Consider the following 12818-nt stretch of genomic DNA (forward strand, 5'->3'; position numbering starts at 1 on the left):
CCTAGTTAGAATAATGTGTCAGCCAAGTTCTTCACGAACTCACGCTCCCTTTCCTCGTCCAACTTATCCACAATGGAACGAAGAATCGCCCGTTTCGGCGGGATCAACACACTCAGATCGCAAGCATCAAGCAAAGCCCTGATCGACGCCGCATCTTCAGCCACCTTCCCTTGATTCACGGCATTTATCAAATCACTCGACAGTTTAACGAACAAATCAATACTTCTTGGATCCTTCAGCTTTGTATTGGTTTCTATCAATTGCTTTAACTGCTCCCCTTCGATATAAGGAACTTCAATGACGACAAACCTATTTTTTAGCGCTTCATTCAGCGGTACTGTCCCAACATACCCTTCGTTGATTGCAGCAATCACATTAAAGCCTTCTTTTGCCGTTATCACTTCATTCGTGAACGGATTCGTTATCGTCCTTCTGTAATCAAGCACACCATTGATAAGCGGCAGAGTTTCCGGTTTTGCCATGTTGATTTCATCTATATATAAGAAGTGACCGTGAATCATCGAATTGGTCACTGGTCCAGGTACGAATTCTATCACTTGTTTTTCCTCTTTGTAAGCCAGCGTCTTGAAGCCCAATAAGCTTTCTGCATCCAAGTCGACTGAGCAGTTGACGCTGAACATCGGCTGATTGAATAAGTTCGATAAAGTCTCGGCAAACTTTGTCTTTCCAGCCCCTGTCGGACCCTTCAAAAGGATATTCTTCCCCATGCTCAAGGCCGTGATGGCATCCACCATCAACTCCATCTCGGGAGGCAGATATCCGCCGCTCCTGATCAATTCCTCAAATTGAGCAGGATTCTTTTTGCTTGTTTGTAATATATTTGCTATTTCTGTTGGTAATCGATTGATCATTATGTTCCTACACCCCTTTCTGAACATTTTAAGGCTCTTTCCCATTAAAAACAAACACTAAGAAAAGGAGCTGTCATCAAGACAGCTCCCCGACTGTAGACAAACTCGGAATAAAGCGAGTTTCCCCTGCAGTTTTTCATTCTGAAATCCGCTCCCTTACTCCGATGCCAATTTCTTCAATCCAATAAGAGTTCATAAAAACAATAAAAAACCGAAAGTGTAACCCTGTCTTAATCAAGCTTAAAGATGAAACCGACTACAGTTTTTTCTTTAAAGACAATCCAGTTGATTGGAACGGAAGGTACGAGACTCCTGCGGAAAAGCGCGGTCCGGGAGACCCCACAGGCGCAAAGAGCGCCGAGGAGGCTCCCGGMCCGCCCGCGGAAAGCGAGTGCCTGGAGTGGAAATCAACGTTATTAGGGATTCATTCTGATATCCCTTAATAGGCTTCCTTGGGATCACCTTTCAATAGGTATACCATATAGCCCAATACACCGCCGATGATGGCGGGAATCACCCAGCCCACCCCAACACTATATAGTGGAAGGTATTGAGTGAAAAGGTCCGAAACGGCATCCAATTTAATGCCTGATGCCACTAATCCATCCATTATGCTGATGATGGCCGTTAACAATAAGCTTCCTAAATATACCTCCGATTTCCCTTTGAATAAGGAATGGAAGAAAGTAAGAACAATCAAAACGATCGCCACGGGATAAAGCGCCGTTAACACAGGCACTGTAATGGAAATCAGCTTGGTCAAACCTACATTGGCAACTGCCGCACTGAAAACGGAGAAGATGACGACATATGATTTATACGATACGGCAGGCAGTATTTTATTGAAATACGTAGCACAAGCCGTTATCAAACCTATGCTTGTAGTCAGGCAAGCAGCGATCACAATCAACCCTAACAACACGGCACCAGCCGATCCGAAAAAGTGGTTCGAGGCTTGAGCCAAAACGTCCCCGCCATTACCCAGTTGACCGAGTTTTTCCACACTTGTTGCACCTACATAAGTTATAGACGCATAAACGATCACCAACAAGGTGGCAGCTATTAAGCCGGCTTTCAGACAGAAGCCCAACACTTCTTTTCTTGATGTTATCCCTCTATCTTTGATCGCATTGATGACGATGATCCCAAATGCAAATCCGGCCAGCGTATCCATGGTCAAATATCCTTCTTTAAATCCCTTGAAGAAAGAATTATCTGAATAATCTGCCACTGGTGGTTGGATTTCACCCATTGGATTAATAATTGCGACCACAATGAGGATCCCGATGAAAATCAATAATAAAGGTGTTAATATTTTTCCGACGATATCGAGCATTTTTGATGGATTGATGGATAATAAACAGGCAATCCCAAAGTATATGATCGTGAATATCAGCAATGGTAAAAAACCGACATCATTAGATAGGAAAGGTTTAATCCCTATTTCGTAGGATACACTCCCCGTTCTGGGAAGCGCGAACAGCGGTCCCAAAGATAAATAAAGAACGACTGTGAAAATGATCCCGAATAACGGGTGTGCCCTGCTTGCAAGCGATTGAACATCATTTTTGCCTGAAAAACCAAAGGCCAATATTGTAATGAATGGCAGTCCAACACCAGTAATGATGAACCCTAAACTGGCCGACCATAAATTGGTCCCCGCGGATTGACCGAGCATGGCAGGGAAAATTAAGTTTCCTGCACCAAAAAATAAAGCAAAAAGCATTAATCCTGTTACAATGACAAAAGACAGCGGTGCTTTCTGTGACATATAGAGCCCTCCATTGTTTTGTGATTATCTTAACGAAGGAAAAAGTTGTCCACAATTTCCGAAAAAAATGACATAACTTCGAACCATTCTACTTATCTGTTAAAATGGACCTTCAGAAACTATGAATCATCCATAACTCTTCTTACTATAAAATCCGGCGGAACGTTTGTCAAAGCTATTTCATTCATTATTCGGAAAAATCTTTCTTTTCTTACTTCTTTTTAAGAAAACTAGAGAGGTATTTAGATTCAACAGAAAATTTGAGTAAAAAGTACTGCAATTTATTTTGCGGGAAAAATGTTTTAATATTCAGATATTTTTTTCCAAACTATATAAAAAAAGAAACAGGAGGCGCACACATGAATACTGAAAAAGAAAAGATGGTGAGCGGGAAACCTTACATCGCCGCTGATCCGGAATTAATCAGAGATAGGGAAAATGCCAGAAGGTTGACCCGGTTATACAATCAGACAACGGAAAGCGAAGGAGATGAACGGACTGCATTGCTGAAACGGCTTTTAGGTTCCACTGGACTAAATGTATATATTGAACCCACCTTCCGTTGTGACTATGGATACAATATTTCTGTCGGGGAAAACTTTTATGCTAATTTTGATTGTGTCATTTTGGATGTTTGTGAAGTGAAAATTGGCAGGGACTGCATGTTGGCTCCCGGAGTGCATATCTATACAGCTACACATCCGCTGGATCCCTTTGAACGCAGTTCTGGAGTGGAATACGGAAAACCGGTTACGATAGGTGATCATGTATGGATTGGCGGAAGGGCCATCATCAATCCTGGCGTTACAATAGGGAGTCATTCCGTCGTCGCCTCAGGGGCCGTCGTAACAAAGGATGTTCCTGAAGGCGTTGTTGTCGGTGGAAACCCAGCGAAGGTCATCAAGCATATCGAAGGAATTAAATAAGCAGAGTCCACTCCCCCTGAGTGGCTCTGCCCCTGTTTTACGTTAAATTTCCCTCAAGGCTTCCGCGATTGCAGTATCGCCGGAGATTAAATCAAATGAACGCTTATAGGTATTTTCATCGGTCAATGAAGCAAGAATCGTTCGAGCCACATCTTCACGGGCAATCGAGCCTCTTTCCAATTCCTCGGCGGCGGTCACTTTGCCCGTTCCCGGTTCATTAACCAGACCGCCGGGCCGAATGATCGTATAATTTAAATCGCTTTGTAACAATGCCCTATCCGCATAGTGCTTGGCCACATAATACGGTTTGATGGCTTCATTCCAGTTTTCACGATTATTGGCCTGAAAAGCACTTACCATGATGAATCGGTCGATTCCCAGGTTTTCTGCCGCTTCAATCGTTTTGACTGCACCATCCAGATCAATCAACAGCGTTTGATCAGCACCGGTGCTACCTCCGGACCCTGCTGTGAACACGATGGCATCGCAGCCTTTTGCCGCATTCGCAATCTCATCCACTGATCCAGTTAAACTGACGACTGCGGATTCAATTCCATTTTTCTTTAAATGCTCACTTTGTTCTTCTTTGCGAACCATCGCCCGTACACTATGATCCGGGCTGTCTTTTAATAAATCTACAAGATGTTTACCGATCTGCCCATTTGCCCCAACTACGAATACTTTCATAAAGTCAGCTCCCATAATGGTTAGTTTGGTTTCCCCCCAAATTATTTCATGGACTCAGAACATTATCAAACAATCAGCCCGCCGATTCAGCTTTTACATTGGAAAAAGTTTGGCAACACACCCTAATCTATTTTATAATAAAAACAACACGTGTTCTTCAGAAACACAAAGGGGAGGTGTAAAGATGGCAATACGAATGTTAATGCCACCTTCTGCAGCGTCTCATGCAAAGCCTAGTATTGGAGGCGATACTTTGCATGGGGTTGAATTAAGCTAAATTTAATCGCCCGCCTTATCATTTCTAATATTCGGCTTTGCACCTTATTTCATTCTTAATAAAGAATAAGGGGCTGGCAGAAATGAAGTATGTAAAAGCGACGGCCGTTTTACCTGAAAAGCTGATCGTTGAAATTCAAAAGTATGTGCAAGGTGAAACCATATATATCCCTAAACCCGAAAAAGCCCATCACAAATGGGGAACCCGTTCGGGATCACGGGAATTGATCGATGACCGAAATGCCTCTATAAAATACGCATTCAAAGACGGGCATTCCATCCATCAATTAGCCGAGGAACATTTTCTCTCCGCGGAAACCATCAAGAAAATCGTTTATTCTAAATAGGTTTACACGGGTAGCACTGATAATGATATCAGTGCTATTTGTATGCCGAGTATGTTTCTTAATCGTTTTCCCCCTTTTAAAGCAGATGCAATTTATGTAAAGTAAAGAGAAACGGTACACTTGCAGAAACAGGAGTGAAGAAAATGGAACCTTTTATCAGGAGCGAGCAGTATAACTTCATAAAATCCCAAACACAAATTCTCATAAATGGACACGCGACTGCCAACGATAAGGATGTGATCAACACCCTGAAAACAGTCGCCAAAGAAAGGGTACTAAGCTTATTCAGTGACTTGAGCGAAGAGCAAAAACAACTGCTGGACCCAGTGGATACCATCAAAGATCCCGCACAAGCCGAAGCCTTTCTCTTACAGGTGAAGCCATTTGTGATCCCATTTAAAGAAGTAACCGAAAAAACGATAAAAAAACTATTTCCTAAAGCAAAGAAATTAAAGACCCCTTTGTTGGAAAACATCGATTTGAGAGAGATTTCATACCTGGGATGGGATGATGTCGGATCCGGAAAGAAATTCATCATTGCCCCCCATCATCATAAACTCACCGGATTGCATGGAACCATTAAACCTGCCAACAAAAAAGGGATCTGTGCCATATGCAGCCGCTTTGAAGAAGTAGGGATGTTCATGTCTGAAACAAAAGGAACCGTCCAAGGGACATTCATTAAAAAAGGGAATTATATTTGTCTGGACAGCATGAAATGCAACCAGAACATAACCACTTTGGATAAAATGACCGACCTGATCGAACGGCTGAAATAAAACGGAAAAGCAATCCTTCAATGGAGAAGGATTGCTTTTTGTCCTTGTTAAAAATTCTCATTTTTTCCTGCCTATCGAATTCTAGTATAATGGAAGCGATACATGAAAGAAGGATTGATATATTGAAAAGCAAAATGAATCAGTTGTTCGAAGACCAAAAAAATATTCATGTGCTGTATTCCTATAATGAAATGGAAAATTACATTAAACAAGTTTTAAGTTATATCCAAGATGGCATCATGGCGGGAGATTACGTCATTCTTGTTGAAAATGACCGTATTTACCCCCTTATTCATAAAGAACTAAGCACTCGGTTAACGAAAGATCAAATGGAGCTCCTTCACTTTGTGAACAACTTCGATTTCTATTGCTCAAGCGGCAGTTATCATCCTCCTGCAATCGAAGAATACTTTAATAAAACGGTACATCCCTATGTCGAAAATAAAATCTCTTTCCGATCATGGGCACATGTGGAATGGGCAACCTTGGAAGAGCCCCTGCATATCATAGAGGAGTTTGAGAGAACAGTAGACAAAGCTGTAAATGTGCTGTCATTTCCATTAATTTGTGCGTACAAAGGTGAGAGGATGCCAGACTACCTGAAAACCATCCTGCTGGAAACACATCCTTATGTTCTAAAAGACGATGATATCATCATCTGTGAACAATACTTGCCATCTAGTTTGAAATAATACACTTACACGCATAGGAATTCCCCTAAGCGTGTTTTTTCCGTTGCATTTTAATGATTACCGACCACTTGTTGTGAATTCCTTGTATATTTAAGCCGGAATATTGTTAGTTATGAGCTTTACTCGTGAGTTTTGTACATTTACTCGTGAGTTTCTGCATTTTACTCGTGAATTCGGGGCATTTACTCGTGAATTCGGCTCTTTTACTCGTGAGTTCGGCGTTTTACTCGAGAATTCGGGGCATTTACTCTCGGGCACATATTTCCCACCACAGAAAAAAAAAGAAGCGCCATAATGGCACTTCTTTTTTGAAATTAAGGCAATACGGTTGCGCCCATCAAGTAGCGGTCCACTTCTCTTGCCACTTCTCGGCCTTCATTGATTGCCCAAACGATGAGGCTTTGCCCTCTTCTTGCATCTCCGGCAGCGAAAACCCCTTCGACATTCGTTCTGTATTCGCCATAGACGGCATCAATTTTTTGATTGACTGTTTCTACGCCAAATTGAGTTAAGAGCGGCATTTCCGTTCCTTCAAATCCGATTGCGATGAAAACGAATTGTGCAGGCCATACTTTTTCAGTTCCAGGAACTTCCCTGAAAATGTACATTCCGTCATCGCCTTTGATTTTTTCCATGGAGATTGTGTGCAGTTCTTTAACGTTGCCATTTTCATCGGCGACGATTTTTTTTGTTTGGATTGAATATTGACGCGGATCTGCACCAAATTTCGCTTCCGCTTCTTCATACGCATAATCAAGGGAAAAGACATTCGGGTAGGCTGGCCACATATTATCAGATGTACGGGCTGTCGGAAGGATCGGATGCTTCCCGAATTGTACGACGCTCTTACATCCCTGGCGAAGGGCAGTTGCGACACAGTCAGCTCCTGTATCCCCGCCGCCGATTACGATGACGTCCTTCCCCTTCGTGTCTATAAACTTGCCGTCTTCAAAATTGGAATCCAGCAGGCTTTTAGTCGATGTAGTCAAGTAATCCATTGCAAGGTGAATGCCTGATGCCCCGCGTCCTTCAATTACCAGGTCACGCTGCTTTTGGGCACCTGTGCAAAGGATGACTGCATCATACTGATCTTTCAGTTCTTCGGCTGTTATATCTTTGCCTACTTCTGTATTGGTAATGAAATCGATGCCTTCCTGGGTCAATAATTTGATTCGGCGTGCAACGATATCCTTTTCAAGTTTCATGTTCGGGATTCCGTATGTCAACAGCCCGCCTGCACGGTCTGAGCGCTCATAAACCGTGACCGAATGACCTGCTTGATTCAACTGGTCGGCACTCGCCAATCCTGCCGGGCCTGAACCGATGATGGCAATTTTCTTGCCGGTCCTGCTTTCAGGGATGCGAGGCGTTATCCAGCCATTTTCAAATCCTTTATCGATGATGGTCCGTTCTATGTTCTTGATGGTAACGGCAGGATCGCTTATCGCTACCGTACAAGACCCTTCACATGGGGCCGGGCAGACGCGCCCGGTGAATTCAGGGAAATTATTCGTTTTCGATAAACGGTCCAATGCTTCTTTCCATCTGCCGCGGTACACCAAATCATTCCACTCCGGAATAAGATTATGAATCGGACAGCCCGTAGTGACTCGGTTCAATTCCATGCCCATATGGCAGAAAGGGGTGGCGCAGTCCATACACCGCGCTCCCTGTGTACTTAACTTTTCATCAGAGAAAGGAGCTGTATACTCTCTCCAGTCGTTTAAACGAGTGAGAGGATTCCGGTCTTTTGGTTTTTCTCGCGGATAATCCATAAATCCTGTTGCTTTTCCCATCTTTCTCTCCCCTTTCTTACTGCATCACAGCTTGTTTAGTGATTTTTTTATCTTGAACGGCATTTGCTTGGAATGCACTCATGATCGCTTCTTCATCCGTTAGCCCTGCACGCTTCTGCTCATTGATGCTTTTGATCATCCGTTTGTAATCTTTCGGAATGACTTTTACGAATTTCTTGGCGAAATCCTCCCAGTTCTCCAGTACATACGATGCTTTGGCACTTTCTGTATAATGAAGGTGGCTGTAAAGCATTTCTTTTACCTCGTTGGCATCACCCATATCATCAAGCGTTTCGAATTCTATCATTTCACCATTGCATAATGCCTTGAATTCTTCTGCATCATCAGCAAGTACATAAGCGATGCCGCCTGACATGCCTGCCGCAAAGTTTTTGCCGACGTCACCCAGAATGACCACGCGTCCGCCTGTCATATACTCACAGCCATGGTCTCCTATCCCTTCAACGACGACATTGACTCCACTGTTCCGTACGGCAAATCGTTCTCCCGCACGGCCATTAATGTAGGCCTCGCCGCTTGTTGCACCATATAAGGCGATATTTCCGGCAATTACATTGTCCCCGGCCTCGATCTGATTGCCAGAAGGTGCCGTGACAATGATCTTCCCGCCAGATAAGCCTTTCCCAACATAGTCATTCACATCACCAGTCAAATACATCGACATCCCTTTTGGAATGAACGCACCAAAGCTCTGGCCCGCCGATCCTGTAAAACGAAGTGTGATCGTATCTTCAGGCAACCCTTCCTCACCGTAGCGTTTGGATACTTCACTGCCGACAATCGTTCCGACCACACGGTTCACGTTGGTAATCGGGAAGCTGACATCCACCTGGGTTTGGTCATTTAAAGCAGGCTCCACAACAGGTAAAATCTCACGGATATCCAAAGATTCTTCTATTTTATGGTTTTGAGGAAGTTGATACGTACGAATCCCCTCCGGTTGGAAAAGAAGTGTCGTCAAGTCCAGATGCTTCGCTTTCCAATGGTTTTGCGCCCGCTCGCTCACTTGTAAAACATCAGTGCGGCCTACCATCTCTTCAAGTGTTCTAAAGCCAAGCTCAGCCATCGTTTCCCGGACTTCCTCAGCGATGAAGCGCATGAAATTCACGACATGATCCGCATCTCCAGTGAATTTGCTGCGAAGTTCAGGGTTTTGGGTAGCTACCCCGACAGGACATGTATCCAAATGGCAAGCACGCATCATGACACAGCCTAGGACCACAAGCGGTGCTGTAGCAAAGCCGAATTCTTCCGCTCCAAGGATAGCTGCCATGACCACATCGCGTCCCGTCATTAACTTCCCATCCGTTTCAAGGACAACACGGCTGCGCAAGCCATTCAGCATCAGTGTTTGGTGTGCTTCGGCAAGACCCAGCTCCCAAGGAAGACCAGTATGTTTGATACTCGTTTTTGGTGATGCACCCGTACCGCCATCATACCCGCTGATAACGATGACATCTGCGGCTCCTTTGGCCACGCCGGCTGCGATCGTGCCTACACCTGCTTTTGACACAAGCTTGACGCTGATCCTGGCATCACGGTTCGCATTTTTCAAATCATGGATCAGCTGTGCCAAATCTTCAATCGAATAAATATCGTGATGCGGAGGCGGTGAAATCAGGCCGACACCCGGTGTGGAACCGCGGACCTCTGCAACCCAAGGATATACTTTGTTTCCGGGCAGCTGGCCGCCTTCACCCGGCTTAGCACCTTGCGCCATTTTGATTTGAAGTTCATCGGCATTAACAAGGTAATGGCTTTTCACTCCAAAACGGCCGGACGCAATTTGTTTAATGCCGCTGCGGCGATTATCGCCGTTTTCATCCAGTTGGTAACGGCTAGGGTGCTCCCCGCCTTCACCGCTATTGCTTTTTCCGCCTATACGGTTCATCGCGATCGCTAATGTTTCATGTGCTTCCTGACTCAATGAACCGAATGACATCGCACCCGTTTTGAATCGGCTGACGATGGATTCCACGGATTCCACTTCATCTATTGAAATGCTTTGGCGTTTTTGATCGAACGAGAATAAATTCCGTAAAAACCCGAGTCTCTCTTCATTCGCCAAGTTTGAATATTGCTTAAATAAATTATAATCGCCTTTCCGGCACGCCCATTGCAATGTATGGATCGTTTTAGGATTGAAAGCATGATGTTCCCCTGTTTTTCTCCATTGAAAGTCACTTCCGCTTTCAAGTGTTTCATCAAGGGAATCGGCTGCAGCTTTCCTATGGCGAATCAACGCTTCATCTGCGATCGTTACCAAATCGATCCCACTAAGCTGCGATGCCGTACCGCTGAAATAGCGTTCGATCACATCAGCACCGATTCCGACCGCTTCGAAAATTTGTGCGCCGCGATAACTTTGAATCGTTGAAATCCCCATTTTCGACATCACTTTTACGATGCCTTCTGTCACAGAGCTTACATATTTCCTTACCGTTTCTTCGTAGCTGGTGGCCAAACTGCCTTCCAATACCGCCTGCTTATATGTTTCATAAGCAAGATATGGGTAAATCGCATCCACGCCATACCCGATTAGGGATGCATAATGATGGACTTCCCTTGCTTCCCCCGATTCAACGATAATGCTCACCTTCGTACGGTTACCATGGCGGATCAGCTCTTGATGAAGGGCGCTCGAAGCCAGCAGGGAAGGAATCGCAGCTTTTTCTTTGCTCATATCCTTGTCAGATAATATCAAAAGGCTGACACCATCAGCGATCGCTTGTTCCGCTTCACGGCAGATGCGATCGAGTTCACTCTCTAAATCTTCTGAAAATAAAGTGTGAATGACTTTGCTCCTGAATTCAGGATAGGCATTTTCTTTCAACTGCTGCATTTGACCTGGCGTCAAAACAGGTGAATCCAATTGAATGCGGCGGCTGTTCGTTTCATCCGGCTTCAGCAAATCTCCTTCCGCACCGAGAAATGTCATCGTTGACGTGACGATCTGTTCACGCAGCGAATCGATCGGCGGGTTGGTTACCTGTGCAAAAGATTGTTTGAAATAGTTGAAAAGCGATTGCGGGCGATCTGATAAGACCGCTAACGGAATGTCATTGCCCATGCTGCCCAGTGGATCTTTGCCTTCGTTAATGACCGGCAGTAAATACTTTTGGACATCTTCATACGTGTATCCGAACGCTTTTTGCCTGAATAATAAATCACTCAAAGGCTCCCCTTCGAGGACAGGTTCTTCGTCACTTAATTGAACAAGCTGTTCGTCCAGCCATTGCTGGTATGGATTTTCCTGTGCCATTTCCGACTTGATCTCTTCATCGGAAACAATACGGCCTTCCTCTAAATCTATTAAAAGCATTCTGCCTGGGCTTAAACGATCTTTATATAATACATTCTCCGGCTCCACATCGATCACGCCGACTTCAGAGGAGAAAATGATGTAATCATCTTTTGTTACATAATACCTTGCCGGCCTTAAACCATTTCGATCAAGGATGGCACCGATTTGCTTGCCATTCGTAAAGGATATGGCCGTCGGTCCATCCCATGGCTCCATGAGCATGCTATGATATTCGTAAAATGCTTTCTTTTCCTTCGTCATATGCGGATTTTCCGTCCACGGTTCAGGAATGAGCATCATCGCCGCATGTGCCGGTTTACGCCCGGCAAGCACGAAGAATTCAAGTGCATTATCAAGAATCGAGGAATCACTGCCGTCTATATCCAGAATAGGCAGGACCTTTTGCAGGTCATCCCCGAATGCTTCCGAAACAAACTGCTGCTCACGCGCTTTCATCCAATTCACATTACCTCTAAGCGTATTGATTTCACCATTATGGATCAGGTAACGGTTTGGATGTGCCCGTTCCCAGCTAGGAAAAGTATTCGTACTGAAGCGGGAATGCACTAAAGCGAAAGCGGAAACGAAAGACTCCTGTTGGAGATCAAGATAAAAAGCATCCACCTGCTCTGGCGTCAACAATCCTTTGTATACGATCGTAGCACTTGAAAGGCTGGCAAAATAAAAACGATTGCCGCGTTCCCGGGCCCAGTTTTCAGCTTGTTTTCTGATAACGAACAATTTACGCTCAAAAGCTAAATCATCGGTCATCTCTACGCTTGCCCCGATGAATACTTGGCGGATCGTCGGACATGTCTCCTTGCCGACCTCCCCGATTTTCGTTGCATCAACAGGAACCGTTCTCCAGCCTAATAACGTTTGGCCCTCTTGTTCGATAAATGCATTCAAACGAGCTTCGATTTCATTCCGTTCATCATCATCGTTAGAGAAAAAGAGCATGCCTACACCATAGCGTCCTTTTGCCGGCAAATTCATTTCCGGGCATGCCAGCCTGAAATATTCATCAGGAATCTGTACCATTAATCCTGCGCCATCTCCTGTAAGGGGATCGCTGCCTTGTCCGCCGCGATGATCTAATTGGCACAGCATATTCAGTCCTTGTTTGACGATGTCATGTGTAGCAAGCCCTTTTAAATGAGCGTATAAACCGATCCCACATGCATCATGTTCAAATTCAGGATGGTAGAGCCCTTGTGCTTTTGGTATTTGATTGTATGTCATATTAATCGCCCCCATCGTATTCTTACACCGTTATGTCACTTACATTTATTCTAGGTTTTCAAATCGATATAAACAATATATAATTCTAGTAGAATCCATCTCAAT

The 12818-nt window shown here is 44.5% G+C and carries 9 protein-coding genes; 4 read left to right on the forward strand and 5 right to left on the reverse strand.

What is annotated here, in order from left to right; translation table 11 throughout:
• Positions 1 to 5: 5 nt before the first annotated feature.
• Positions 6 to 872, reverse strand: a complete 867-nt coding sequence (locus tag ADA55_RS17645; protein ID WP_082162866.1) for an ATP-binding protein — start codon at positions 870 to 872, stop codon at positions 6 to 8.
• 439 nt (positions 873 to 1311) lie between these two features.
• Positions 1312 to 2643: a branched-chain amino acid transport system II carrier protein gene (gene brnQ / locus ADA55_RS17650; protein ID WP_048686282.1), complete on the reverse strand. Its 1332-nt coding sequence runs from the start codon at positions 2641 to 2643 to the stop codon at positions 1312 to 1314.
• 359 nt (positions 2644 to 3002) lie between these two features.
• Here brnQ and ADA55_RS17655 point away from each other — a divergent pair, with 359 nt between their 5' ends.
• Positions 3003 to 3569 (forward strand): sugar O-acetyltransferase, encoded by a 567-nt coding sequence (locus ADA55_RS17655; protein WP_034310605.1) that lies wholly within the window; start codon positions 3003 to 3005, stop codon positions 3567 to 3569.
• 42 nt (positions 3570 to 3611) lie between these two features.
• Here ADA55_RS17655 and ADA55_RS17660 read toward each other — a convergent pair whose 3' ends face one another.
• Positions 3612 to 4256 (reverse strand): SDR family oxidoreductase, encoded by a 645-nt coding sequence (locus tag ADA55_RS17660; RefSeq protein WP_048686325.1) that lies wholly within the window; start codon positions 4254 to 4256, stop codon positions 3612 to 3614.
• 359 nt (positions 4257 to 4615) lie between these two features.
• On the opposite strand from ADA55_RS17660, the gene ADA55_RS17665 reads away from it, so the two are divergent.
• From ADA55_RS17665 to ADA55_RS17675, 3 genes are all read left to right on the forward strand, one after another.
• Complete coding sequence (locus tag ADA55_RS17665; protein ID WP_034310602.1) at positions 4616 to 4879, forward strand: CD3324 family protein; 264 nt, start codon at positions 4616 to 4618, stop codon at positions 4877 to 4879.
• 143 nt (positions 4880 to 5022) lie between these two features.
• The gene (locus tag ADA55_RS17670; RefSeq protein WP_034310600.1) at positions 5023 to 5658 is read left to right on the forward strand and encodes a FusB/FusC family EF-G-binding protein; all 636 of its coding nucleotides are present in this window, start codon (positions 5023 to 5025) and stop codon (positions 5656 to 5658) included.
• Positions 5659 to 5780: 122 nt separating this feature from the next.
• On the forward strand, positions 5781 to 6350 hold the full coding sequence (locus tag ADA55_RS17675; protein WP_048686327.1) for an MEDS domain-containing protein: 570 nt from the start codon (positions 5781 to 5783) through the stop codon (positions 6348 to 6350).
• A gap of 314 nt (positions 6351 to 6664) precedes the next feature.
• Here the strand turns inward: ADA55_RS17675 and gltD are convergent, their stop codons facing one another.
• Positions 6665 to 8146 (reverse strand): glutamate synthase small subunit, encoded by a 1482-nt coding sequence (gene gltD, locus ADA55_RS17680; protein WP_048686283.1) that lies wholly within the window; start codon positions 8144 to 8146, stop codon positions 6665 to 6667.
• A gap of 16 nt (positions 8147 to 8162) precedes the next feature.
• Positions 8163 to 12713, reverse strand: a complete 4551-nt coding sequence (gltB, locus tag ADA55_RS17685; protein WP_048686284.1) for a glutamate synthase large subunit — start codon at positions 12711 to 12713, stop codon at positions 8163 to 8165.
• Positions 12714 to 12818 lie beyond the last annotated feature (105 nt).

Source organism: Bacillus sp. 220_BSPC, assembly GCF_001054655.1.
Taxonomy (GTDB): domain Bacteria; phylum Bacillota; class Bacilli; order Bacillales; family DSM-1321; genus Peribacillus; species Peribacillus frigoritolerans.

Coding starts and splice junctions, on each gene's coding strand:
- ADA55_RS17665 (WP_034310602.1), top strand. CDS start 4,616: ATGAAGTATGTAAAAGCGACGGCCGTTTTACCTGAAAAGCTGATCGTT.
- ADA55_RS17670 (WP_034310600.1), top strand. CDS start 5,023: ATGGAACCTTTTATCAGGAGCGAGCAGTATAACTTCATAAAATCCCAA.
- ADA55_RS17655 (WP_034310605.1), top strand. CDS start 3,003: ATGAATACTGAAAAAGAAAAGATGGTGAGCGGGAAACCTTACATCGCC.
- ADA55_RS17660 (WP_048686325.1), bottom strand. CDS start 4,256: ATGAAAGTATTCGTAGTTGGGGCAAATGGGCAGATCGGTAAACATCTT.
- brnQ (WP_048686282.1), bottom strand. CDS start 2,643: ATGTCACAGAAAGCACCGCTGTCTTTTGTCATTGTAACAGGATTAATG.
- ADA55_RS17645 (WP_082162866.1), bottom strand. CDS start 872: ATGATCAATCGATTACCAACAGAAATAGCAAATATATTACAAACAAGC.
- gltD (WP_048686283.1), bottom strand. CDS start 8,146: ATGGGAAAAGCAACAGGATTTATGGATTATCCGCGAGAAAAACCAAAA.
- gltB (WP_048686284.1), bottom strand. CDS start 12,713: ATGACATACAATCAAATACCAAAAGCACAAGGGCTCTACCATCCTGAA.